This window comes from Nocardia sp. XZ_19_369, assembly GCF_015355715.1.
Lineage (GTDB): Bacteria > Actinomycetota > Actinomycetes > Mycobacteriales > Mycobacteriaceae > Nocardia.
Map to the genome: position 1 here is coordinate 352,126 of NZ_JACVED010000008.1, position 23,640 is coordinate 375,765.

Here is a 23,640-nt window from a genome sequence, read left to right on the forward strand (position 1 = left end):
TCCTCTCGCTGTCGATAGGGTGACGGCTCGAGTCGCGGCTTGCTCGCCGGCGCACCCGAGGTGAACACCACTATCGACCGGCAGGTCACCCGCGGTATTGGAAAAATTTTCCCCAGGCTTGGTACCGGTGCTGGGCGATGGTGGGCAGATAGTGCGTCTTCAGCACCCCCGGTGTGCGGTCGGCGAATATCGATATGTCTCGGCACAGATGGGCCTGATCGGCGTATCCGCAGTCCGCCGCGACGTCGCCCGCCGGTCGGCCCGCCAGCAGACCGTCGACCGCGTGCCGGAATCGAACCAGCATCGCCGCCCGCTTGGGTGTCAGGCCGATCTGCGACTCGAACCGCGCCCACAGCCGCTTATTGCTCCAGCCGACGGATTCGGCGAGCGCACCGATCTTCACCTGGCCATGCGCGGAGAGTATGCGGTGCCAACCGGTGAGCACCTCGGGATCTGGCGCTCGCGTCGGCCTATCACACTGTGCCAGAAACGATTTCGTCAACGCGAACCGCTCGTCCCAGGCGCGGGCGGACGCGAGTTGCTCGCGCAGTCGCCAGGCCCGCGGCCCCCACAGATCCTCCAGGGCGACAGCGCCCCGACCCAGATCAGTTGGGGCAATACCCAACAGCGAGTACGCCTGGATCGGCGACAAGCGAACCTCGATGCATTGCGCCTTCTGGCTACGGATGTGCATGGGTTCGATGGGAAGCCCGGCAACGAAACCGTCGAGTGACCGCCGCCCGTGAGCGTCGTCGACGAGCAGCTCGTGGTCCCCGAATCCGATCACCACCGTGACCGCCGCCGTCCCGGCAACCCGAAGATCCAACCCGGTGCCCGCCGCGTCGCGATAGCCGATCATCGCGGCACCCCGCGGCACAGCCTCGGCGGGACCGGCGAAGTCCCAGCTCAGTTCAGGCTCACGGCCGAAGTCCACAGCTCTCACCCGTCCAGGCTACGGCTTCTGCCCTTCGTCCTGGCTGCGGTCACGCCTGGCCCGAACAGCCGATGACGCCGCCGGCAAATAAGTGGGAACGCTGCACTATCCCGGATAGCTTGTGGTTCATGTTGGTTCGCGAATATACACCCGACGACTGGCCACAGGTCTGGCCCATCATTCGGGAAATCGTCAGGGCCGGTGAGACGTTCGCCTACGACCCAGCGATGACCGAGGAGCAGGCGCGCGAAATCTGGACAGTGGGTCCGCCCGCAATCTGCGTCGTTGCCGTGACCGATGCGGGCGTGGTGGGTACTGCCAACGCGTATGCCAATCGGCCGGGCCCGGGTGCACATGTGTCATCCGCCAGCTTCATGGTCGCCCACGATGCCCGCGGCAAGGGCGCCGGAACGGCGTTGTGCCGGTACGTTATGGACTGGGCGAAAGAGCGCGGCTTCGCCGGCATGCAGTTCAACGCCGTAGCGGAATCCAATCACCGGGCCGTCGATCTCTACCAGCGTCTCGGGTTCGACATCGTGGGCACCGTACCCGGAGCGTTTCGCCATCCGACCCTCGGCCGGGTCGGTCTCCATGTCATGTACTGCGAGTTCTGACTCCGCGATTGCCGCGCACCCCGGCCGACCACACGTTCAGAAGACGAACCCGCGCAACACCAGGAAACGCATACCGCCGACTGCCGCCATGACGACGATCACCGCGCCTGACTGTGCGACCTCGCCGAGGCCGGGGGCCCAGAACTCCAGACCCGCCAAGGCCGCCGTGCTGATCAGCAGGCCGATCAGGGCCAACCCGCCGCCTTCCCACTGCGCGCTGAACCAGTCGACCCGGCCGGCCGCATGGAAGGTGAGTCGGCGATGCAGTTCGTTCGCAATCACCGTGCTGACCATCGAGCCAGCGACATTGGCGACCAGCGGGCCGAACCCGTTCATAGCCAGGAACAGCAGAACGTACGCGATGTTGCTGGCGCCGCCGACCAAGGCGAAGCGGATCAGCTGAGCGAAGACATGGTCACTGCGCAGCACGCGGGAGAATCGGTCGAGCCATTCCCTGCGAAGCACCGAGTAGGAACCCGCGCCGATGCCGTCGAGGATCGCAGTGTTCTCGTATGCATTCCGAAACCCGGAAGCCGCAATAGCTGTGCTGTTCACTCGACCACTGTCGCCAGCCCGGCTGACACTGACCTGACGCCGGACTGACATACCGTCTGACACGGCATAAGGCCTGGTCGAACCAGGCAAGGGCCGTCGAACAACCAGCCCTCTGACAGCTATTCGGGCGCGGGCCTACCCATCGACCGCGCTGACACCCTGGGTCCAGCTAGCCACAAAATAACCTGCCCCACCAGGCTCCGGACCAGCCAGCAGCTCTGCCTGGAATCGCCGTCCAGCAGCCGCGCCGGGCAGGACCGGCCAGGGCCGTCACGTTCAGCTCATTCGACTACCGGCGGGGGTTGGCCTGAAGCGCCTGGTCGAACAGGTAGGGGTCGTGGGCGTTGACGAGGATCAGGTCAGGTTCCGCGGCGGTCCAGAGTTGGGTCAGGTGTTGGTGGTTGGAGCGGACTTTGGGCCAATCGAATGCCATCATTCGCTCCATCGCGGTCAGGGCTTTGGGTGCGGAGTTGGTGCCGTCGAGTTGGCCGCGGTGGTAGAAGGCGTCTCCGGCGTGCAGCACCCAGCGGTCGCCGGCGTCGACGGCGATCGCGGCGTGGCCGCGGCTGTGGCCGGGGAGGCTGATCAGCACGATGCCGGCGGCGATGCCGGTGAGTTCTTTGGCGGCGTCGAATCCGCGCCACGATTCGCTTGCGGCGGGGTCGTGTTCGACTAGCCGGGGTCCGTAGGTGCGGTGTGGGGCGAGATAGCGCTGTTTTTCGATCAGGGTCGCGGGGTGCTGGGATACGAGCGCTTCGGCTCGTGTCAGATGCACTTGGGCCCAGGGGAAGTCGGCCAGGCCGCCGACGTGGTCAGCGTCGAAGTGGGTGAGCACGATGTGGCGAACGTCGTGCGGGTCGAACCCCATGCGCTGGATCTGGTTGATCGCGGCCTCATTCGGGTCGAAGATCGGCCGGACGAAGAAGCGGGCAGGACCGAAGCGCAGGCCCGGCGCTTGGGCGTCGTGCAGGCCGAGGCCCGAATCCACCAGGACGAGACCGTGTTCGGTTTCGACGAGCAGGACATGGCAGACGAGTCCGCCGGGGGTGGCGACAGGTCGCATGGTGCCGCAGTTGAGGTGATGGACTTTCATCGCGATCAGTCCGACAGGGCGGCGCGTGCTGTGTTGACCAGCAACGGGTTCGGATTGCTCGACATCGCGAGCAACCCACGCAGCGCGCGCACGACCAACGGCCAGTTGCGGGGGTCGCGCAGGTTCACTCCGCCGATGAGTTGTTTGAGCATCGACAGCGCGTCGAAGTAGATGCGCTCGACGATCAGGTTCTCGTTCTCGTCGAAGATGAAGTAGGCCGTCATCCTGGTGCGGTGGGTGGCGCCGGTGGGTGGGATGCCACCTAGCGGGCCGGAATGGGTTCCGAGAAGCCAGAATTCGACGATCACGGCGTCGGCGCTGTGCCGTAGCGCAATGATCTCGTGGTCCTGATCAGGGAAGGCGACGCGGGTGTCGTGGTAGTAGCCGCGCACCTCGGCGTCGCCGTCGTGCACGGTGAGCGTGGGAATGATCTCGTAGTGCGGGTGCGGGAAGGTGGCCAGCACGTCGTCCCACTGCTGGCGCACCTCGTCGTGGAAGTGGTCGAGGACGAGCTTTTCGCGGGCGCGCAGCACCTCGCGCGACGGGACGGCGAAACGGTCGATCATGGCGAACTCCTGAGCGATCAGTGATGCGTGCGGTGGCTGCGATTCCCCCGCCCCGACGCACCATTCCCACGCCGTGGGAATATCAGGTAGATTAAACCCACAGCGTGGAAATAATCAAGAGGTGGTGAGCAATGACCGGTACGGTCCCGACCCGCACGGATCCGCCGCGCCGAGGGCGTCCGCCGAAAGCACAGGCACAGTTGTCGCGCGCCGCGATCCGAGACGCGGCGCTCGAAGTGATCGACACCGAGGGCATCGGCGCGTTGGCAATGCGCTCGGTCAGTCGCGTCCTCGGCGTGGACGCCAAAAGCCTCTACCACCATGTAGCGGGCAAGGACGATCTACTCGACGCCGTCGCCGAGCATGTACTGCAGCAACTCCGGATTCCCCCGCCGACAGGCTCTATCGACACGGACCTACGGACACTGGCTCACGAATTCCGCCGCGTCACCCTCGCCCACCCGGAGGCCGCGACCCTCGTCCTGACCCGCCAACTCTCATCGATGGCCGGACTGGCACCGATCGAAGCGCTGCTCACGGTATTACGCAGCGCCGGAAGCACTCCCGAGGAAGCCGTCCACCTGCTACGCACGCTACTGGCCACCTTGATCGGCACGTTGCTGCGCGAGGTGTCCGCCGGACCGCTCTTCGGCACCAGCGACCCCGACGAAATCGCCCGACGCCAGCACACCCTCGAAAACTCCGGACTGCCCCAAGTCGCCTCCGCCGCACCACATCTGGCGCGATACGACCGCGATCGCGAGTTCGACTACACGCTCGATCTCATCATCGACCTCGTCAACGCTCGGCTAGGTCCCGGAAAGTAGCCCAGGGCTGGCGCCTCCATCCCACAAGCGAGACCCTGGCCGCGCAGGAAGCGGCACCGGATCAATCAGGGAGGTGCTCGCAACCTTCGCGTGTGCAGTAGAGGCTACTGACCGGGTGTTCCTGCCCGTCTGCGAACAGTGAGACATCGACACGGTGGACGCCACCTTCGGTCTTGACGAAGAAGCGGTACGCGATGGGCTCGGTGCGGCCGGGTTTCACGGTGGTGCAGCCTCCGCCGGCGCCGAGTTCGCCTGCACTGCCCGAGTAGCAGATCTTGCTGACGTTGCCGGCTGCCTTGAACCGGCCTGAGGCGTAGGCGGAATAGCCTGAGCCCCAGTAGATGTCGCCTTCGGCGTGAGCGCCGCCATGGGACAGCTCCCAGTGGGTCACCCGGTTCGCCGATGAGGGCTCCGCCTGCGGTTCGGCTGTTGCCGTGATGCCGGCAGCAGCCACCGACATCATGGCCGCCGCGGCTAGGACTATCGACAACTTGTGCATGCTGAGTCCCTCATTCCATCGAACCTGAACCGCCAGGGTATGAGCTCTCAAATAGCCTGTCCCCCAATAGCACTGATGTCACGACAATATTGCCGACCGCCGATCACGCATCCCCGGTTACCAACTGGGGAACTGCACGGTGCGTGCCATCCGGTGGTGGCTGTCTGCGTGGGCGTCGACTGCGGCAGACTGTCCGCCATGGTTGATGATCAAGGCGGTTGGGGCGACGTCGGTTTGCGGTCTTGGACCGATCTGGAGCTGATACGAGCCCAGCTGGCAGCGGGCGCCGACCCCGACTTTCGACTGCGATTCCACGGCAGACCGCTGGATATGGCCGCCGAGTACGGTTCTGCGGAAGTAGTGACGGAGTTGGCGGCCCGAGTCAGCGACGTCGACGCCATGCTGGCCGGCCGAACTGCTTTGTGGCGGGCGGTTTTCGGCGACCGGCCCGATAATGCCCGCGCTTTGGTGGCGGCAGGCGCCGATCCGGCCCGACCGATGATGGCGGGCTGGTCCCCGGGAAGATTGAGCCTCGCCGGCCCAGATCCACTGATTGCCGACGCATTGTCCGCCTCGGAACAAGCGGCGGTCGATGAAGGTCGCCGCCTGACCACGGCACTCGGCGAACTCTGGCTCGAGGGATTGAGCCTCGCCTGCATCGCGGACATCGACGCAGCCGAGGCGATCCGTCGCTTGGATGCCGAGGTCGTGCCGGCGGACTCGGTGACCGAGGACGACATGTGGACCTATCCCCTGGCCAACCACACCGAGCTGACGCTGTGGGCGACCGACGTCCCCGGCGGCTGCGTGATCGTCCAGCCCTGGGCATACGGCGCCTCGATGCCCGGCGTCTCGACCCGCCTGACCCCGGGCACCAAGTGCTACGCGATGTACGCGAACCCCAAGAGCGGCAACCAAGGCAGTACCGCCCACAACGGGGAGATCATCGGCTGGGACCTGCACCCCGCAGGCGGCCCGGACGAGCACGACTCAGCCGAGGAAATCCTCGCCTCGTACCTGTATCAGCGCAATCCCATCGCGTACTGCTGCGCGTACGCCGGTCTACGCCCCACCGACTCCCGCGCGTTCGAGGGACCGCCCGACATTTGGCTGCGCCTCCCGGATGGCGACTACTGGCACTGACGGTCGCGGCTCGCACCGTCACCCGGCAACAGCGCCGCGACGCCGGAACAGCGAATCAGGCCCGACGCCCCTTCCCACGCCCGGGACCGCCCGCTCAATTACCGGCGACTGAAGCGTTCCACCAGCCGAGCGTAGCTATCGTGCCCGTGACCTGCCTCGAGCGCCTCGACGACGAGGTTTCGGGTGTAGGTCGGCAGGTCGATATCGATTCCGCGCGTTCGGCTTTCGGCGATCAAATCCTCGAGCGAGGGCAGATGATGCTGGAGTGCGCCGTAAGGCGTGGCGAACTCCGCGCGATCGATCTCGTTGGCGAGCATCGGGAACAGGGTTGGCAGCGCCGACAGAGACGGCTCCGCCAACTGGCTGAAGTCGCCGATCCGCAGACCTGCGTTGCCGAGAAGCGCTGCGGCGTGCAGGAATCCGTTGAGCAGACCCCACATGATGTCGTGGACAGCCATCCCGTAGAGCACGGCAACACCGGGGTCGGCGGAGACGTGGGTGGCGCGACCGCCGAGGACCTGGAGCAACGCTTCGTATCGGTCGAACACCGGACGAGGACCGCCGTAGAACACCACCGCATCCGGTGAGCCGATGGCCGGCGCGATGGTCATGATCTGGCCGTGCAGGTAATCCGCGCCGAGCTCGGTCACCAATTGCCCAGTGGCCCTGGACTCTTCAGACGTGCCGTCGGTCAGATCGACCACGGCTCGCCCCACCGACGCCGCCCCGGCCGCACGCAGCAGCTCCGCCGCCACCGCGCCACCCTTGACATTGACGATCACCACCTCGGCCGCGGCGACGGCCACCTCCGGCGTCGCGGCCCATCGCGCCCCCTTGGCCACCAGCGGATGAGCTTTGCTTTCCGACCGGTTCCAGACGGTGACCGAATGACCGGCCGCCATCAGGGCAGCGGCAAGCGCCGACCCCATCTCACCCAACCCCAGTACCGCGACCGACAGTGCTTCTGCGTTCTCATGTTCACTCACGAAACGGACACTAGAAGCTCAACCTCTCTTCAGGTCAAGCCCAGAAATCGTGTCGTCGGCCCGGTCGGTGTCGTGCAGGCCTTCGCCGAGGCCACCGGACGCGGGTTTGAGGTCGTTGAACAGCAACTTCTTTACCGGTTGCGGGAGCTGGTGGCGCCCCGCCCGACGGCCGGGCAAGCCCGGCTTGCTCAGGAGTCCGACCGGGCGGTGCTGGACGATTTCACCAAGGTGTTTGCGGACGAGGACACCTCGGCGCCGTTCGACGAGGTCGGTGAGCGGCTGTCCTACCAGGGCATCTGGTTGTGGGAGGTCGACGGACAGCCCGTGTCGGTCGCCTCCCTCTCGCGCAGCGTTGCCGGGATCGTGCGGGTCGGCCTGGTGGCCACCCCACCGGAGCATCGCGGGCACGGCTACGCGGCGGCGGTGACGCACCACGTGTCGCAGGTCGCGTTGGACACCGGAAATCACGAGATTCTGCTGTTCACCGACAAGTCGAATCCCACGAGCAACGGCATCTACCAGCGGTTGGGCTACGAGGTCGTCGAAGAGCAGATCCAAATGCGGCTCGGCGCAACCTATTAGGACGGTGTCGGCTGACAGGCGGTGAACCGCATCGGGCTGCGGTGGACATCCGATCTCACCCCACAGTCCGATCTCATGTCATACCAGGGGATTACGAGTAACGAGGCGCGAGCGGATAGTTTCGGGGTATCGAAAGCGGCGCTCTGCCATCGATCGGCCAGCAGGGTCGGCGAAAAAGGGGTGGCGTCGCCGAATCACCTCTCAGGAAGATCTATGACGACACCTGCCTTGGTCCCCGAGTCATCGTCCCGGTCAGCACACCGCGGTGACTACGCCCGTCTGTTGCGTCGGATCTCCGAAGCGGGGCTGATGGATCGACGACCCGTCTACTACGCCGTTCGGCTCAGTCTTGTGGGGGTCGCGTTCGTCGCCGGCTGGGTGGCGTTCGTCCAGATCGGCGATTCGTGGTGGACGCTGCTGGTGGCGGGGTTCATGGCGGTGGCGTTCGCACAGGTCGCGCTGGTCATGCATGATGTCGCGCACCGCCAGGTCTTTCGGCTGCGGAAGCCTACGGAGCTGGTGGGACGACTCGTCGGCAACGCGGGCATCGGTCTGGGTTACGGCTGGTGGCAGGACAAGCACACGCGCCATCACGCCAACCCGAACCACGAGGAGCTCGACCCCGATGTCGCGCCCGACATTCTGGTCTGGTCACAGAAGCAGGCGACAGCCAGCCGCGGTCTGCCGCGTCTCATCGGAAGGGCGCAGGCGTACCTGTTCTTTCCGCTCTTGTTGCTGGAGGGCCTGAACCTCCATGTGGCCGGTGTGCGTGCGCTCAAAGATCGTTCGGTCAAACACCGCGGCTGGGAGGGCGCGCTGCTGTTCGGCCACTTCGCCGTCTACCTGACCGCACTGTTCGCGGTGCTGCCCGCCGACAAAGCCCTGGCCTTCTTCGCGGTGCACCAAGGTCTTTTCGGCCTGTACATGGGCTGCATCTTCGCCCCGAACCACAAGGGCATGCCGACCCTGACCGGCGACGACCGCCCCGACTACCTCCGCCGCCAGGTGCTGACCTCCCGCAACGTGCGGGGTGGCGCGCTGACCGACTTCGCCTTGGGCGGGCTCAACTATCAGATCGAGCACCATCTGTTCCCGAGCATGCCGACCCCGAACCTGCGGCACGCCCGGTTGATCGTCCTCGACTACTGCAATGAAATCGGCGTGCCCTACCACGAAACGGGTCTGATCGCCTCGTACCGCGAGGCGCTGCGGCACATGCACCACGTCGGTGCCCCGTTGCGCTCGCCGGATCGGCATTCGGATGCCGAAGTGCCACAACACAATCGCTGAAGCACAAGCTGAGCCTTACGAAAGCTGGTTCCGCAACGTGCGTCACCGATCAGGTACGAGCTCCGCGATGAGTTCCGCCACCCGCCAACGGATTTCGTCACGGATCGGCCGGACGGCGTCGATGCCTTTGCCCGCCGGGTCGTCGAGTTTCCAGTCGCGATAGTCGACGCCGGGAAAATATGGGCAGGCGTCGCCGCAGCCCATGGTGATGACCACGGTGGACGCTTCGACGGTGTCCGGGTCGAGGATCTTCGGTGCCTGGTCGGTGATATCGATCCCGACCTCGCGCATGGCCTCGACCGCAGCGGGATTGAGGCTGTCGCCGGGCGCGGACCCGGCCGAGCGGACCTCGATCGCGTCACCGGCGAGGTGGGACAGAAAGCCTTGGGCCATCTGGGAACGTCCGGCGTTGTGCACGCAGACGAACAGCACACTGGGCACGGTCATGATCGGGTCACCTGTTCGGTCTCGGTATGCAGATCCGGGGATGCAGTGGGGCGGAAGCGCTTTCGTAGAGCGAGGGAGACATAGACCAGGCCGACGAGGACGGGCACCTCGATGAGCGGGCCGACGACCCCGGCCAGGGCTTGACCCGAGGAGGCGCCGTAGGTGGCGATGGCGACGGCGATGGCGAGTTCGAAGTTGTTGCCCGCGGCGGTGAATGCGAGCGTGGTGGTGCGGGCGTAGCCCAGGCCCATCAGTGCGCCGAGGGCGTAGCCGCCGCCCCACATGAGCGCGAAGTAGGCCAGCAGCGGGACCGCGATGCGGACGACGTCGAAGGGCTGGGAGGTGATCTGCTTTCCCTGCAGGGCGAACAGGATCACGATGGTGAACAGCAGGCCGTAGAGCGCCCACGGTCCGATCGCGGGCAGCAGGGTCGATTCGTACCAGGCGCGCCCCTTGGCTTTCTCGCCGAAGCGGCGGGTCAGGTAGCCGGCCAGCAGCGGGATGCCGAGGAAGATCAGCACCGATTTAGCGATCTGCCACGGCGAAGTGTCGATATGGGTTTGCTCGAGACCGAGCCAGCCCGGCAGCACCGACAGGTAGAACCAGCCGAGCACCGCGAACATCACCACCTGGAACAGGGAGTTCACCGCGACCAGCACGGCGGCGGCTTCGCGGTCACCGCAGGCCAGGTCGTTCCAGATGATCACCATCGCGATGCAGCGAGCCAGCCCGACGATGATCAGGCCGGTGCGATATTCCGGCAGATCCGGCAGCAGCAGCCAGGCCAGGGCGAACATCAGCGCGGGCCCGACGACCCAGTTCAGGATCAGCGATCCCGCGAGCATGCGCCGGTCGCCGGTGACACTGTCGAGGCGGTCGTAGCGCACCTTGGCCAGCACCGGATACATCATCACCAGCAACCCGAGGGCGATCGGCAGCGAGATCCCATCGATCTCGACCGCCGACAGCGCGTCACCGAGCCCCGGGATCAGCCGGCCCAGCAACAGTCCGGCCACCATGGCCGCACCGATCCAGACCGGCAGGAACCGGTCCAGCGTGGACAGCTTGCCGACGACGGGCGGATGGTCGGTCGTGGCGCTCACGCGGTAACCGCCAGACCGGCCTCGGCCGCCAACACATCCGAAAGACGTTGCAGTGCTTCGGGAACCGTCCGGTAGTAGACCCACGACGCGCGGCGTTCGCTGGTCAGCAATCCCGCCTCGCGCAGCACCTTCAGGTGATGGGAGATCGTCGGCTGGGTCACGTCGATACCTTCGGACACCTCGCACACGCAGGCCTCACCGCCGGCCCGGGCCGCGACCGCGGACAACACCCGCAACCGCACCGGATCGGCCAGCGCCTTGAACTGCGCGGCCAGCTCTACGGCGGACGCAGCGGTCAATGGCTGGCGAGCGAGCGGCGTGGCCGCGCATCCGGGCGCGGCCAACGGCAGCGCGGGTCCCTGATTCGACATGCATCGATATTGACGGATATCGAATCAGGAACGCAAGCGAACTTCCGGTGAACTCGCCCACTGCAGCGCTACAAATCCCGGTCAGCCGCAGCAGCTCGCACCCGACGCGACGGCCTTACCCTTGGCCTCGGTACCGCAGCAGGCCCCCTCGGCAGCGGCCTCCTCGGCCGTGCCGCAGCACACCGCCGTCGCCTCGGCGTCCGTGGTAGCGAGTTCGGGTGCGGTGCCGAACGTTTCGCTGTCGGACAGCACCGTGTACACCTCCCACCGCTCGGCATCCGGGGCGGCGACCCACACCTTGTCCTGGGTGGCGAAACAACACGTCGTGGCGATCTGCTCCTCGGTGAACAGCCCGGCCTGCGACAGTCGGGCGATCTCCCCGTGCACCTGCTCGGAGGATTCGACCTCCACCCCGAGGTGGTTGAGACTGCCGCCCGAACCCGGGTTCTCGATGAGCACCAGTTTCAGCGGCGGCTCGGCGACAGCGAAGTTCGCATACCCCGGCTTGCGCTTGGCCGGCTCGGTATTGAACAGCGTGGAGTAGAAAGTGATCGCCTGGTCGAGGTCATCGACGTTGAGTGCGAGCTGGATACGGGACATGGCAGCAACCTCCAGGTTGTGAGACATATGTCGAAGAAGTGATACGACCGAGTCTGCACCACCTTTTCGACATATGTCAATAAGGTGGGTAGAGTTGTCGACATGCCCAAGGCGCTGCCCGTGATCGACATGTCCGCCCCGGTGTGCTGCGCACCCGTCGCCGCAGGACCGGTCGACGACGCCGCGGCCCTGGAGGTCGCGCTCCGATTGAAAGCCATCGCCGACCCGGTCCGCGTGAAGCTCATGTCACTGCTGCTCACTTCCCCGCACAGCGAGGAGAACACCGGCGACCTCGCCGACACCGTCGGGCTTGCCGAGTCCACCATCAGCCACCACCTCACCCAGCTGCGCAATGCCGGACTGATCGCCTCCGAGCGCCGCGGCATGAACACCTACCACCGCGCGCGCCGGGACGCCCTCTCCGCGTTATGCCTGGTGCTCGATCCGAACTGCTGCCCCTAACCGCGCGCGGAGATCTGCTGCACGCCCCAGCTGTTGCCGTCCGGATCCTCGAAGAAGACGAAACCGACGTTGTCGAGCGGATCCGGTGTGGGCGAGGGGTTTTCGCCGAGCACCTGGATATCGCTGACCGCGACACCGCGCGCCACGAGTTCCTGGTGCGCCTGCTTGATGTCGGGCACAACGAGCTGAAGACCCTTGACGGAGCCGGGTTCCATCTTCGGGACCGCGCCTTCGCCGATGACGATGGAGCAGCCGGAGCCCGGTGGTGTGAGCTGCACGATGCGCATGCCGTCGCCGACCTTCGTGTCGTGGTCGACGGCGAATCCCAGTCGCTCGCTGTAGAAGTCCTTCGCCCGATCGATATCCGATACCGGGACGATGACAACCTCGAGGGTCCAGTTCATGGCGCTTCCTTCCGAAGGGGTACAGACCTCAGCGGTAGAGACGGCCCGACGCCGCGGAATTCATCGTCCGGCCCGGTTCTGTTACCTTCTCCCGCCGGCACTCGTCATAGGGGTGTCGACCGAATACGCACGGTCGGCGGACCGACGAAACTGGAGAACAAGATGCTGACCAACATTATGTACGTGACGATCAACGTCACCGATCAGGACCGCGCACTGGAGTTCTACACCGCGGGACTCGGCCTGGAGAAGCGGATCGATTTCCCTGGACCCGAGGGGCGTTTCCTCACCGTGGGGGTTCCCGAGAGCCCGGTGCAGATCATTCTGTGGCGGCAAGCGGCGGGTTCCGGGCAGCCGGTCAACGGGGGTCAGCCCGGCACCGTGGTTCTCGAATCCGACGATCTGCGAAAGGATTTCGAGATCCTGCGCGAGCGCGGCGTCACCTTCACCCAGCCCGAACCGGAGGACTACCCGTTCGGGATCCGGATCGAGGCGACGGATCCGGACGGCAACCGGATCTCGCTCCGCCAACCGCCGAAGCCGTGACCGCCCACCCCTCCGGCCCGATAGCCGAAGCGTTCGAAGCCCAGCGCGATCGGCTGCGCGCCGTCGCGTACCGCGTGCTGGGCTCGCACGCCGACGCCGAGGACGTGGTGCAGGAGGCCTGGATGCGCCTCGTCCGCCAGGACGCGGCGTCCATCGGCAACCTGGCAGGCTGGCTGACCACCGTGGTCGGCCGAATCAGCCTGGACCTCTTACGCTCCCGCCAGGCCCACCCCGAAACCCATTATGGACAGGAGTTTTCGGACTTCGTGGTGACGCCCGACGACCGCCCGGCGCCGGACGAGCAAGTGGCGCTGGCCGATTCGGTCGGCCTCGCCCTGCTCGTGGTGCTCGATTCGCTCACCCCGAGCGAACGCCTTGCGTTCGTCCTGCACGACATGTTCGCGGTGCCGTTCCACGAAATCGGCCACATCCTGGGCAAATCCGCCGACGCCAGCAAGATGATCGCCAGCCGGGCCCGCCGCAAGGTCCAGTCCACCGACCGGCCGGCGGGCCCGGGCCGCGAACATCAGGAGGTCGTCCGAGCGTTCCGGGCCGCCGCCCTCGGCGGCGACTTCGAAGCGCTGCTGCGCGTCCTGGATCCGGATGTGCGGCTGACCGTCGACACCGCCGACGGCGTGGTCGTCAGACTCGGCGCCACCGAGGTCGCCGCCGGCGCCCGCATGTTCTCCGGCGAGGTCGCCCGCTACCGACCGGTGCTTTTGAACGGCGTACCCGGACAGATGTCCTGGCGCCCCGACGGAACTCCGCTCTCCGTCATCGCCTTCACGGTCGTCGGAGCCCGGATCACCGCCATCCACATCGTCATCGACCCGGCCAAACTCGCCTCGATCCATTTGCCGGATCCAGCCTGAGGCGGGTGTCGGCCCGGACACACCCGATGCTGTGCGGTAGCGGGGACCGCATAGAATGGGTGGTGCGGCGGTGGGGCTCGCCGCTCCGGGCACTCGATCCGGAACAACCGCGGCATCGCCGGCCAACAGTCCCTACCCCATCACTCCGCTTCCGGGCGGCTTTGGAGTAGGAGACAGCTGTGCGCATCGAACCGCCGCCGACCCTTTCGGTCGAATCCGACATCGAACTGCGCGATATCGGCCAGCGGCGCGAAGCCGGGGAAAGGCACGGCGCGATTCTCGCCGTAATCGCCATCGGCGGCGCGCTCGGAAGTTTGGGCCGTTACGGCCTGACCCTGGCCTGGCCCACGCCGCCGGGCGGGTTCCCGTGGGCGGTGTTCACCATCAATGTCGTGGGCAGTTTCCTGCTCGGTGTGCTGATGGTGGTGGTCACCGAGATTCGCCCGGGGCACCCGTTGGTCCGCCCGTTTCTCGGTGTCGGCGTGCTCGGTGGATTCACCACCTTCTCCACCTACACCAACGACATTCACGGGCTGCTCGACCTGCACGCGGTCATCGTCGCCGTCGCCTATCTGGTCGCTACGCTGGTGGTAGCGCTGACCGCCACCGCTCTCGCGGTCACGCTCACCCGCGTGGCAGCCCGCTTCGCCCGGGTTTCGCGCTGACCAACGCATCCGGTCGGCCATCGAGGAGAATTCGGCCCGCACCGCTTGGCCCTCGCTCCTTCGGTTCCCCGCTACGGCATGTTTACTGCCCATTTGCTTCCGGCCGAAAATATCGCAGGTGGTTATAGCAATCGGACATTCGAGAGGACTGCTGTGCCCGAGGTAGGTCCAGGTTTTCCAAGGCGGCGATTCATCGGCGGGGCGCTCGGAGCGGCAGCGTTGAGCGGCGGACTGCAGGGCTTGCCGCCCGGCATGGCCGAGTCGTTCGCGGCGCCGAGCAGCAAAGGGTCGCTGAACGACGTCGAGCATGTGGTGATCCTGATGCAGGAGAACCGTTCGTTCGACCACTATTTCGGCACGATGCGCGGGGTGCGCGGGCTGGGCGACGCGACCGCCGTGGTCAAAGCGGACGGCCGCACCGTCTACTTCCAACCGGATCCGGGCCGCTCCGACGGCGGCTACCTGCTGCCTTTCCACGTGGACACCGCGGTGGTCGACGGCCAGGACCTCGGCGACCTGCCGCACGGCTGGGGCGATCAGCACCGCGCGGTCCGCGGCGGCTGGAGCGACGGCTGGACCGCGGCGAAGGGTGAGATGGCCATGGGCTATTTCACCGAGGCCGACATTCCGTTCCACCGTGCCCTGGCCGACGCGTTCACCGTGTGCGACCACTACTTCTGTTCCGTCCTCGGGCCCACCACACCCAACCGGCTCTATCAGTGGACCGGAACCATCGATCCGGCAGGACAGAACGGCGGGCCCGCGATCAGCAATCCGGCCAACTACAAGCCGGTCTATCGCTGGACCACGTACCCGGAACGCCTGTCAGACAAGGGAATCAGCTGGCAGGTCTACGCCAACGACGAGGTGGGTGACGACTCCGGCGGCCACCCCTTCGTCGGCGACTACGGTGACAACCCGCTCTGGCTGTTCAACGCCTACCACGATCCGAAGAAGACCGAACTCGCCGCGCGCGCAAAGGTATTCGGCGAACAGAACTGGAAGCCCGACTCTGGGCAGGGCAAGAAGGTCGACCACGTCCTGGCGGACTTCATCGCCGACTGTTCCGGCGGACGCCTGCCCCAGGTCTCCTGGGTCGTCGCACCTTACGGATACTCCGAACACCCGGCGGCCCGCCCCGCCGACGGTGCCGCCTACACCCAGGCCGTGCTGAAAGCGTTGTGGGCCAACCAGAAACTGTGGAACTCGACCGCCCTGCTCATCAACTTCGATGAGAACGACGGCTTCTTCGACCACGTCCCCCCGCCGATGGCACCGCCGGGCACCCCCGGCGAATACGTCAACGGCCAGCCCATCGGCCTCGGACCCCGCGTGCCGATGCTGGTGATCTCGCCGTGGAGCCGCGGCGGCTGGGTGAATTCGCAAGTGTACGACCATACTTCGGTGATCCGCTTCCTGGAGAAGTGGACCGGCGTCGACGAACCCAACATCTCCGCATGGCGCCGCTCCATCTGCGGCGACCTCACCGGCTGCTTCGATTTCGGCAAGACCGACACCACGGTGCCGATGCTGCCCGACGCCAATGCCCTTCGGGCGCAAGCCGATGCGACGCAGAGCAAACTGCCGAAGCCCGCGCCGCCCGCAGCGGGTAGCCAGCGCCCGCCGGAGCAGGAATCGGGCACGAGACCTGCCCGGCCCCTACCTTATGCAGCCGTCGCGTACGGAACACTCACCGCCAGTGGCGCACTGACCACGACCTTCCGCAACACCGGATCGGCCGACCTCCAATTGGCGGCGTACCGGGCCGATGGTCGCACCGACGGCCCGTGGCGCTACGACGTGAAATCGGGGGCCACGGTCACCGACACCTGGAGCGTCCAGAGCTACCCCGACAAGAAGTACGGCATCGCGATCCACGGACCGAATCGTTTTCTCTGGCGGATGAACGGCACCTCGACGTCACCGCTGGAGGTGACCGCCGCCTACTCCACCGACAACAAACTGCAACTGTCGATGACGAACAAGGGCACGGCACCGGCCGTGGTCACGGTCAAGGCGAACAGCTACCGCACCGACGGACCGTGGACCTTCAAGATCGCGCCCGGAAAAACCACCACCGACACCTGGAACGCGCTCAAGTACGGCAACGGCTGGTACGACCTCTCGCTGACCGTGGACATCGACCCGGCCTACCAGCGCCACTTCCGCGGGCACATCGAGAGCGGGCAGCCCAGCGTCACCGGCTGAGCGGCCGCGCGGTCAGCGGCGATGCGCCGCGTCGTACCACTGATATGGAACAGACCAGTCCCAGTACTCCGCCGTAGGCCGGTGCACGGGGTTCTCCTGCGCCCATTCGGTATAGCAGCGGGCCGATCCACCGGCGCACGCGCCGCACAGGACCAGGCCACGCAGCACATGGCGCCACAGCAGGCGGAGTGAGATGCGTCGCCGCATTGCGACCTCCTCGGCGGGGAAGCGGTTCCGAGCAGAGGCTCTGCCTCAGGTCCGCCGACGATACCGCCGCGTCGGCCGGCGCGGACGAGAATCGCGGGACCCCTCCGGGAAACGCGCGCCGACAACGCAAAAGCCCCGCACCCAAGGGGTGCGGGGCTCTTTCAAGCTGCGCCGATCAGATGGCGCGGACGTCCTGGGCCTGCGGCCCCTTCTGTCCCTGTCCGACCTCGAACTCCACGCGCTGTCCTTCTTCAAGGGACTTGAATCCCGAGCCGGACACGGCGGAGTAATGGACGAACACGTCAGCGCCGCCACCGTCTTGTGCGATAAAGCCGAAGCCCTTTTCGCTGTTGAACCACTTCACACTGCCTTGAGCCATTGTGTTACTTCATCTTTTCTGTAGATGAGCCAAACGAATCAGGTCGATAAGCTTGATCTCACTGGACTACCATGTCATGGATCGGCCGGAAAGCCTACGAAATAGACCCGGATGTGAGCTAACCGACACTGATCGGGTGCGCGAGGGCTGCCCGTGCGGCCACGTAGACCACGCGATCGATGTCGGTATCGCCCAGTGGCCCAAGGCATTTTGACCGCGCGGGCCCAAGGCATTTCGACCGCGGGCAGGCCGACTCCGCGGCCGTGAGCGGCGAATCGTGCTGTCCTCTCAGCATTTTCACAGGCTGCGGACGAACCGGGCTGTCGGCGGGCACGCCTACAGTGCGCCCGTCGTTCGCGCTTCGTCCCGTTCCGCAGCGGCGCTCGGATCAACGGTCGCGCACACACCTCTGACGCTCGATTCTGCTCCGCCTGTGCGCGTCCACCGCTGATACACCACGAGCCCGCGTCCGCCATGGGCGCCGCCCACCAGGCGGAATGTCACAGCCCGTTCGTTTTGCCGGAGATATGACAGCTTCTTGCTCATTCGGATGCAGAGTGGTCCGAAAATCTTGACGCGCACGTCCAGCGCGCGATGCACTGTGTGACGCAAGATTGGGCGGGGGAATGCTAGCCGATCGAGGTCGACCACGTTCCCACGTTGCCGTGCGGACCGGCCCTCACCTATTTCAGCAGGGCGATCGGCGCGACACGCTGGAGGCACAGGTGAGTCGAATGCATTCCACACAACATCCGAATTGCCCGACCGGGTCCGCACTGCCGCCCGGGGTCGCGCTGCACCGTCCCGAACGCCTCGGCTCGAATGGCAACGCCCGCTTATCGATCGGTGATCGTGAGACGTGGCGGATCGCGCAAGCGATCGCCGTGCTCGACGAGTCGGCCACTCCCACACGCGTCGCCGCACTGCTCGAGGCCGACGAATCCGCCGTCCGGTCCGTCCTCGGCCGCCTGACCGCCGCAGGCCTGATCGACGCCACGACAACCCGGTTCCATCAGTCCGAATTCCGCGAACGCGTGCTCCGGCACACCGCGGTCGACGCCCGCAAGAGACTGTCCCATCGGGCTGCCGGACTGCTGCACCTCGACGACGAATCCCCGCGCACGGTAGCCGGACTCCTGCTCGCCGCCGGCTATGCGCGGTACCCCTGGGCGCCTGCGGTGCTGGTCTCCGCCGCGGATGACGCGATGGTGCAGAACCAGATCTATCGCGCGGTCCAATGCTTGACACTCGCCTATCGCGTCAGCCTGCATGCCGCCGATCGCGCGGACATCTCCGCTCGCATGTTGTCGATCGAGTGGCAGGTCAAACCCTCCCCTACGACCCGGAGCTATCTGCGGACCACCGTTGCCGCCCGAGCCGGACTGCTCGATGAGCGCATGCTGCGCTTCCTGGTCCGCTACGCGCTGTGGCACGGGCAGGTCGATGACGCGCAGGTCGCGCTCGAAGCACTCGAACGCTCGGCGTCCACCGACGCGAACCCCGACGAGGTGGCCTTCTTCTATGCCTGGCTGGCCTATACCCATCCGGACGTGGCGACCCGCGGCCCGCGCGAGGTCGAACCCGCCGGGGACACCGGTGCCGCCGCCTCGGCCGACCGGCAGGCCGCAACGGTGCTGTCCGCGATCACCGCCCGAGAACCCGTCGGCCGCATCGCGATTGCCGCTCAGGAGCTGTTGACCGAGCATCGGTTGAACCCCGCGACCGTCGAACCGCTCGCTACCGCAATCGACGGACTGGTGCACGCCGAACGGCTCGACCTCGCACAGACCTGGTGTGATGTCTTGCTGGCCGAGGCGAATGCGCGCTCAGCACCCACCTGGCAGTCGGTGTTCGCGGGATTGCGCGCCGAGGTGTCGCTGCGCCGCGGCGACCTGACGGCGGCCGAGCACTACGCCCAGCGCGCGTTGAATCAGGTGGCCGCCAAGAATCTCGGCACCTGGGTCGGGAGTCCCGTTGGCACGTTGATCCGCGCGCTGACCGCAGCCGGGCGGTATCGCGAGGCACAAACGCAGCTCGATCGCGCCGTGCCACTGCCGATGTTCGCGTCCCGATTCGGACTGCGCTACCTCCATGCCCGCGGCCATCTCCATCTGGCGACACACCGGTTCCATGACGCCATCGAGGACTTCCGCACCTGCGGTGAACTCATGCAGCGCTGGCAGATCGACCTGCCCGTCGTGGTGCCGTGGCGAAACGATCTGGCGCAAGCGTATTCGGCGATGGGCGACACGGACAACGCCCGTACCTACGCGCGGTTGCACATCAGCCATTTGGGGCGGGCCGACGCCCACCGGACCGGCGGTGTTTCGTTGCGTCTGCTAGCGGCGACCGGCACGCAACAGGACAGACTCGTCCTCCTGCACGAGTCGGAAGCGATCGCCCGGGTACACGACGATCAGCTCGAGATCGCGCTTGTACTAGGGGATCTGGCCGACGCCTACCGGCGCATGGGCCAGCCGGATCGTGCGCGCGCCCTGCACCGCAATGCCGACCGCCTGGCCCGCCGGTGTGGCGTGAAACCGTTGTCCGGCAATGCCACAACCGAGGAACCGCCCGTTTCTGTTCGATCGCCGGCGGAGATCCGGTCCGCACTGAGCCCGGCCGAGCTGCGGGTGGCCACCCTCGCGGCGGACGGCGAACGCAACCGGGACATCGCCGACCAGCTCGGCATCACGACGAGCACCGTCGAACAGCACCTCACCCGAGTATTCCGAAAGTTGCACGTGGGCAGTCGATCCGAGTTGCGGTTCGCGATGCGCACGGATGATCTCCTCAGCTGAGGCACGCGGGTTGCCGCGCGTCGCGGTAGTGCGGGCGTTGATCATGGACCCGCCGCTGGTACTGGCCGACGAGCCGACCGGCAACCTGGACTCCAAGACCGGTGACGCGATCCTGGCGCTGCTCAGCACCATTGCGCACGAGGAGACCCGCGCGGTCGTCATGGTCACGCACAACACCGACGCGGCCGCGTCGACCGACCGGGTGATCACGCTGCGCGACGGCAAGCTCGGTTCGGACGAGCCGATCTACCGGACCCAGGTGTCCGAATGATCGCCGCCGCAGCCACCCTCCTGAGCCTCCTAGGCTCCATCCCCCAGCCGTCCGCGCCGCCCGCCTCGACATCGTCGAAGCACTGGCCGTCGACTGAAATCGCAGCCGACCTGCATATTGATCTCGGCAGGGCATCATGGCTCGAAGGCGATTCCAGGGGGCGCGCATCCGAGCGGCCATCCGCTAGCGCGAGTGAGGGCTATGACCGACTACGGCAATCTTCCGACTCAGCCGTTGCCGCTCGGGACGAGTTCACGGCCGCGGGCTGTGCGGGAAGCGCCCCGGCTCAGAGGGGTCCAACCTCGGGCGGACACCTCGGGAAGCGGGCTGGCGCGCGCGAGCCGGTACGTCGCGATTGCCGGAGTGGTCAGCCGAGTGACCGGGTTTGCCCGGACGATCGTGCTGGCGGCGTTGCTCGGCACTGCGGCGGTCGGCGATGCCTATACCGGGGCGAACAATCTGCCAAACATGGTCTACGAACTGCTGCTCGGCAGCGTGTTCGCCAGCGCCGTCGTGCCGCTGCTCACGCGGGCACGGCGCCACGGGCGCAAGCACTCTCGGGAGTTCACCCAGCGCGTGCTGGTGGCGGCGGTGCTGGGGCTCGGCGCGGTCACCGTCGTCACGGTGCTGTGTGCCCCACTGATCGTGCGAGTTTTCGTGGGCGATTCGGATCAACGAGAGCTCACCACCTGGTTCGCTTATCTGCTGCTGCCGGAGATCTTCTTCTATGGCGTAACGGTTTTGCTTACGGCCGTGCTCAATGTGCGGGACAGCTTCGCCGCGGCCGCATGGGCGCCGGTGGTCAACAACGTCATCGTGTTGCTGACGTGCGGGATCTTCGCGCTGCTCCCCGGACCGGTCACATTGACACCTGCCTCGATGACCACCGCGCAGGTGCTGACGATCGGGATCGGCACCACCTCGGGGATTGTCGGGCAGGCCGTGTGGGTGATGTTCGCGTTGCACCGCAACGGGTTCGAATGGAAGTGGCGGGTTCGGCCGATCCCGTACACCTGGCGTCCGGTACGCACCGGCGCGCCCGTGCTGGGCTGGATTCTGGTCTACGCCGCGATCAGTCAGATCGGGGTCGCGGTCACGATGCGGGTCGCCTTCTCCCACGGTGGAGTGTCCATCTACACCTATGCGGATCTGCTGTTCCAGGTTCCGTACGGCATCCTCGCGGCCTCGCTGTTGACGGTGCTGATGCCGCGTATCTCCCGGTCGGCCGCTGCAGGTGATCGAGCTGCCGTGATCGCTGACCTCGGGCGTGGCGCACGGTATCTGACCGTCGCGCTCGTCCCGATGAGCATGGCCATGGGTCTGCTCGGCCCGGTGCTCGCCGCCGTCGTGTTCACCGGCCGCGTCGACGCGCAAGCCGCCGGATTGATCGGCACGGCGATCGCGTCTTCCGCGTTCGGCTTGGCGCCGTTCGCGCTGGTAATGCTGCAGATGCGAGTCTTCTACGCACACAACAACACCCGCACGCCGACTCTCATCAACGTGGCGATGGTGGTCACCAAGGTCGCCGTGGTTGCCTGCTCGGTCACCGTCCTTTCCGGCGGTGCCGTGGTGGTCATGCTCAGCGTCGCGAGCTCGCTGTCGTATGTGGTCGGCGCGATCACGGGACATGTCCTGCTCCGCCGCCGCTACGGCCTCCTCGGATTTTCGACTGTGGCAGTGACATTCACACGCGTCATCTGGGCCACCGCCACCGCAGGCTGGTCATGCGTGGCGATCATGGCGATCACCCGCCACACCGTGCCTGACCCCCTCGTCGAGCATCTCGTCACACTCGCGGCGGGTACGTCGGTCGGCTTGGTGGTATTCCTGCTTGCCGCCAAAGCGATCGGGATACCCGAGGTACGCAACGCTCGCACCCTGCTGGCCGCGTAGGTCCGATGCTTCTGAGATCCGCACTCTCTCTTGGGATCCGCACTGGCAGTGGAGCCCCGCAAGCAGTGCGGATCCCGAGAAAGAGTGCGGCTGTTCTGCGGGAGGGCCGGGCTTAGTGGGTGGTTTGGAATGGGTCAGGGGACTTTGTTTCGGCGGTCAACGCGGTTGAGGTTGGTTGGGGGCGTAGGACGTTGGCGGTGGTTGCGGCTAGGACGCAGAAGGCTACGGGGAGAAGGAGGATGATGTTGAGGGGTGCTAGATGGGTCAGGGGGCCGATGATGGCGGGGCCGGCTAGGACGCCTAGGTAGCCTAGGCCTGCGACTCGGGCTACGTTGGCGCCTGCGGCGGTTCGATCGGCATGGCCTGCGGCGCTGAAGAGTTGGGGGACGCAGCCGGAGAGGCCGGCGCCGAAGATGGTCCAGCCGAGCAGGGCCAGGGGGATCCAGGGGGACAGGGCGGCGGCCAGGAGGCCGAGGGCGGCCAGGGCTGAGCCGTAGCGTAGGACGGCGACGGGGCCGAAGCGGGTGGCGATGCGGTCGGCGAGGAGTCTGCCGACGGTCATGGCGGTGGCGAAGGCGCCGTAGGCCAAGGCGGCGGTGGCGGCGGGTGCTGCGAGAACGTCGCGGAGGTGCAGGGCGCTCCAGTCGTTGGCCACTCCCTCGCACAGCATCAGTAGGAGGGCGAGACCTGCGAGGAACCAGATGCGTCGGGGTGTCGTCCGCCGCTCCCCTGTCGCGGAAACCTCGGCGGCGGAAGGTGTTTCGGTGCGGAGCAAGGCTGGCGCGGCCGCTGCGGCACCGACCAGGCCGACCAATGCAGCGAGTCCTAGGGCGGTCGCGGGACTCCAACCCCAGCTGAGCGTGCTGGCACCGACCAGTGCTGCCAGTACCCCGCCCAGTGAATAGGTGGCGTGGAACGCGGACATGACGGATCGCTGGTATTCGTGTTCGACCTGGACGGCGTGCGCGTTCATGGCGACGTCCAAGCAGCCGTTGCCGAAACCGAGAGCGAGCAGCGCGGCCCCTAAGGTCCAAGCGTTCGTCGACAAGCCAGGCAGAACAACCGCGGCCGCGCACAATGCCGCGCTGACCGGGACGACGATGCGGGCGCCGAAGCGATCGGCGAGCGGACCCACCAGCCGCATGCCTGCGAAAGCTCCCGCACCGAGCAGCAGCAACAACCAGCCGAGCGTCGCGTGCCCGATCCCGACCCGCTGCTCGACGGCGGGAATGTGGACGACCCAGATCCCGATCAGGAAGCCGTTCAACGCGAAGTAGGCGAACGTGGCCAGTCGAGCGGCCCGCAACGATCTCTGCATAGTT

At 66.4% G+C, this 23,640-nt stretch carries 26 protein-coding genes and 1 pseudogene; 13 read left to right on the top strand and 14 right to left on the bottom strand.

Annotation, left to right across the window (positions count from 1 at the left end; all coding sequences use genetic code 11):
* Positions 1-85: 85 nt before the first annotated feature.
* On the bottom strand, positions 86-943 hold the full coding sequence (locus IBX18_RS29795; RefSeq protein WP_306796472.1) for a helix-turn-helix domain-containing protein: 858 nt from the start codon (positions 941-943) through the stop codon (positions 86-88).
* A 119-nt stretch (positions 944-1,062) separates the two neighbouring features.
* Between IBX18_RS29795 and IBX18_RS29800 the strand changes: the two genes are divergently transcribed.
* Positions 1,063-1,548, top strand: coding sequence for a GNAT family N-acetyltransferase (locus tag IBX18_RS29800; RefSeq protein WP_194836812.1), 486 nt, complete (start codon positions 1,063-1,065; stop codon positions 1,546-1,548).
* Between the two features lie 36 nt (positions 1,549-1,584).
* Here IBX18_RS29800 and IBX18_RS29805 read toward each other — a convergent pair whose 3' ends face one another.
* From IBX18_RS29805 to IBX18_RS29815, 3 genes are all read right to left on the bottom strand, one after another.
* Complete coding sequence (locus IBX18_RS29805) at positions 1,585-2,034, bottom strand: GtrA family protein (RefSeq protein ID WP_373889241.1); 450 nt, start codon at positions 2,032-2,034, stop codon at positions 1,585-1,587.
* A gap of 358 nt (positions 2,035-2,392) precedes the next feature.
* Positions 2,393-3,196, bottom strand: a complete 804-nt coding sequence (locus IBX18_RS29810) for an MBL fold metallo-hydrolase (RefSeq protein WP_194836814.1) — start codon at positions 3,194-3,196, stop codon at positions 2,393-2,395.
* 5 nt (positions 3,197-3,201) lie between these two features.
* Positions 3,202-3,762: an ester cyclase gene (locus IBX18_RS29815; protein WP_194836815.1), complete on the bottom strand. Its 561-nt coding sequence runs from the start codon at positions 3,760-3,762 to the stop codon at positions 3,202-3,204.
* Positions 3,763-3,893: 131 nt separating this feature from the next.
* On the opposite strand from IBX18_RS29815, the gene IBX18_RS29820 reads away from it, so the two are divergent.
* Positions 3,894-4,589: a TetR/AcrR family transcriptional regulator gene (locus IBX18_RS29820; RefSeq protein WP_194836816.1), complete on the top strand. Its 696-nt coding sequence runs from the start codon at positions 3,894-3,896 to the stop codon at positions 4,587-4,589.
* A gap of 61 nt (positions 4,590-4,650) precedes the next feature.
* Here the strand turns inward: IBX18_RS29820 and IBX18_RS29825 are convergent, their stop codons facing one another.
* A complete protein-coding gene (locus IBX18_RS29825; protein WP_194836817.1) occupies positions 4,651-5,088 on the bottom strand; it encodes a hypothetical protein in 438 nt (145 codons plus the stop codon).
* Positions 5,089-5,286: 198 nt separating this feature from the next.
* Here IBX18_RS29825 and IBX18_RS29830 point away from each other — a divergent pair, with 198 nt between their 5' ends.
* The gene (locus IBX18_RS29830; RefSeq protein WP_194836818.1) at positions 5,287-6,231 is read left to right on the top strand and encodes an ankyrin repeat domain-containing protein; all 945 of its coding nucleotides are present in this window, start codon (positions 5,287-5,289) and stop codon (positions 6,229-6,231) included.
* A 98-nt stretch (positions 6,232-6,329) separates the two neighbouring features.
* Here IBX18_RS29830 and IBX18_RS29835 read toward each other — a convergent pair whose 3' ends face one another.
* The gene (locus tag IBX18_RS29835; RefSeq protein WP_194836819.1) at positions 6,330-7,217 is read right to left on the bottom strand and encodes an NAD(P)-binding domain-containing protein; all 888 of its coding nucleotides are present in this window, start codon (positions 7,215-7,217) and stop codon (positions 6,330-6,332) included.
* A 72-nt stretch (positions 7,218-7,289) separates the two neighbouring features.
* Here IBX18_RS29835 and IBX18_RS29840 point away from each other — a divergent pair, with 72 nt between their 5' ends.
* Positions 7,290-7,799 (top strand): GNAT family N-acetyltransferase, encoded by a 510-nt coding sequence (locus IBX18_RS29840; protein ID WP_194836820.1) that lies wholly within the window; start codon positions 7,290-7,292, stop codon positions 7,797-7,799.
* A gap of 213 nt (positions 7,800-8,012) precedes the next feature.
* On the top strand, positions 8,013-9,089 hold the full coding sequence (locus IBX18_RS29845) for an acyl-CoA desaturase (protein WP_194836821.1): 1,077 nt from the start codon (positions 8,013-8,015) through the stop codon (positions 9,087-9,089).
* Positions 9,090-9,131: 42 nt separating this feature from the next.
* Here IBX18_RS29845 and IBX18_RS29850 read toward each other — a convergent pair whose 3' ends face one another.
* From IBX18_RS29850 to IBX18_RS29865, 4 genes are all read right to left on the bottom strand, one after another.
* Complete coding sequence (locus IBX18_RS29850; protein WP_194836822.1) at positions 9,132-9,536, bottom strand: arsenate reductase ArsC; 405 nt, start codon at positions 9,534-9,536, stop codon at positions 9,132-9,134.
* The gene (gene arsB / locus IBX18_RS29855; RefSeq protein ID WP_194836823.1) at positions 9,533-10,639 is read right to left on the bottom strand and encodes an ACR3 family arsenite efflux transporter; all 1,107 of its coding nucleotides are present in this window, start codon (positions 10,637-10,639) and stop codon (positions 9,533-9,535) included. The genes IBX18_RS29850 and arsB overlap by 4 nt, the downstream gene beginning before the upstream one ends.
* Positions 10,636-11,010, bottom strand: a complete 375-nt coding sequence (locus IBX18_RS29860) for a helix-turn-helix transcriptional regulator (RefSeq protein ID WP_194836824.1) — start codon at positions 11,008-11,010, stop codon at positions 10,636-10,638. Before IBX18_RS29860 ends, arsB begins: the two co-directional genes overlap by 4 nt.
* Before the next feature lie 81 nt (positions 11,011-11,091).
* Positions 11,092-11,610 (bottom strand): ArsI/CadI family heavy metal resistance metalloenzyme, encoded by a 519-nt coding sequence (locus IBX18_RS29865; RefSeq protein ID WP_194836825.1) that lies wholly within the window; start codon positions 11,608-11,610, stop codon positions 11,092-11,094.
* 102 nt (positions 11,611-11,712) lie between these two features.
* On the opposite strand from IBX18_RS29865, the gene IBX18_RS29870 reads away from it, so the two are divergent.
* The gene (locus IBX18_RS29870; protein ID WP_194836826.1) at positions 11,713-12,072 is read left to right on the top strand and encodes an Rv2640c family ArsR-like transcriptional regulator; all 360 of its coding nucleotides are present in this window, start codon (positions 11,713-11,715) and stop codon (positions 12,070-12,072) included.
* Here IBX18_RS29870 and IBX18_RS29875 read toward each other — a convergent pair.
* A complete protein-coding gene (locus IBX18_RS29875) occupies positions 12,069-12,476 on the bottom strand; it encodes a VOC family protein (protein ID WP_194836827.1) in 408 nt (135 codons plus the stop codon). The genes IBX18_RS29870 and IBX18_RS29875 overlap by 4 nt on opposite strands.
* Before the next feature lie 162 nt (positions 12,477-12,638).
* Between IBX18_RS29875 and IBX18_RS29880 the strand changes: the two genes are divergently transcribed.
* From IBX18_RS29880 to IBX18_RS29895, 4 genes are all read left to right on the top strand, one after another.
* A complete protein-coding gene (locus IBX18_RS29880) occupies positions 12,639-13,022 on the top strand; it encodes a VOC family protein (protein ID WP_194836828.1) in 384 nt (127 codons plus the stop codon).
* Positions 13,019-13,894, top strand: a complete 876-nt coding sequence (locus tag IBX18_RS29885; RefSeq protein WP_194836829.1) for a sigma-70 family RNA polymerase sigma factor — start codon at positions 13,019-13,021, stop codon at positions 13,892-13,894. Before IBX18_RS29880 ends, IBX18_RS29885 begins: the two co-directional genes overlap by 4 nt.
* A gap of 179 nt (positions 13,895-14,073) precedes the next feature.
* Positions 14,074-14,559 (top strand): CrcB family protein, encoded by a 486-nt coding sequence (locus tag IBX18_RS29890; protein WP_306796473.1) that lies wholly within the window; start codon positions 14,074-14,076, stop codon positions 14,557-14,559.
* Positions 14,560-14,637: 78 nt separating this feature from the next.
* Positions 14,638-16,767: a phosphocholine-specific phospholipase C gene (locus tag IBX18_RS29895; RefSeq protein ID WP_194836830.1), complete on the top strand. Its 2,130-nt coding sequence runs from the start codon at positions 14,638-14,640 to the stop codon at positions 16,765-16,767.
* A gap of 12 nt (positions 16,768-16,779) precedes the next feature.
* Here the strand turns inward: IBX18_RS29895 and IBX18_RS29900 are convergent, their stop codons facing one another.
* Both IBX18_RS29900 and IBX18_RS29905 read right to left on the bottom strand, forming a co-directional pair.
* Entirely contained in the window at positions 16,780-16,974 is a 195-nt protein-coding gene (locus IBX18_RS29900) for a hypothetical protein (RefSeq protein WP_194836831.1), read from the bottom strand.
* Positions 16,975-17,149: 175 nt separating this feature from the next.
* Positions 17,150-17,353, bottom strand: a complete 204-nt coding sequence (locus tag IBX18_RS29905; RefSeq protein ID WP_107655522.1) for a cold-shock protein — start codon at positions 17,351-17,353, stop codon at positions 17,150-17,152.
* A 734-nt stretch (positions 17,354-18,087) separates the two neighbouring features.
* On the opposite strand from IBX18_RS29905, the gene IBX18_RS42850 reads away from it, so the two are divergent.
* The 3 genes and pseudogenes from IBX18_RS42850 to murJ all read left to right on the top strand — a co-directional run bounded on the left by IBX18_RS42850 (position 18,088) and on the right by murJ (position 22,318).
* A complete protein-coding gene (locus IBX18_RS42850; protein WP_194836832.1) occupies positions 18,088-20,154 on the top strand; it encodes a LuxR family transcriptional regulator in 2,067 nt (688 codons plus the stop codon).
* A 13-nt stretch (positions 20,155-20,167) separates the two neighbouring features.
* Positions 20,168-20,425: pseudogene (locus IBX18_RS42855) on the top strand (bacitracin ABC transporter ATP-binding protein); the annotation flags it as partial.
* 267 nt (positions 20,426-20,692) lie between these two features.
* Positions 20,693-22,318 carry a murein biosynthesis integral membrane protein MurJ gene (gene murJ, locus IBX18_RS29920; RefSeq protein WP_373889242.1) on the top strand — a complete coding sequence of 542 codons (1,626 nt, stop codon included), beginning with the start codon at positions 20,693-20,695 and terminating at the stop codon, positions 22,316-22,318.
* A 112-nt stretch (positions 22,319-22,430) separates the two neighbouring features.
* On the opposite strand, the gene IBX18_RS29925 is transcribed toward murJ, so the two are convergent.
* Positions 22,431-23,636, bottom strand: coding sequence for an MFS transporter (locus IBX18_RS29925; protein WP_194836834.1), 1,206 nt, complete (start codon positions 23,634-23,636; stop codon positions 22,431-22,433).
* Positions 23,637-23,640 lie beyond the last annotated feature (4 nt).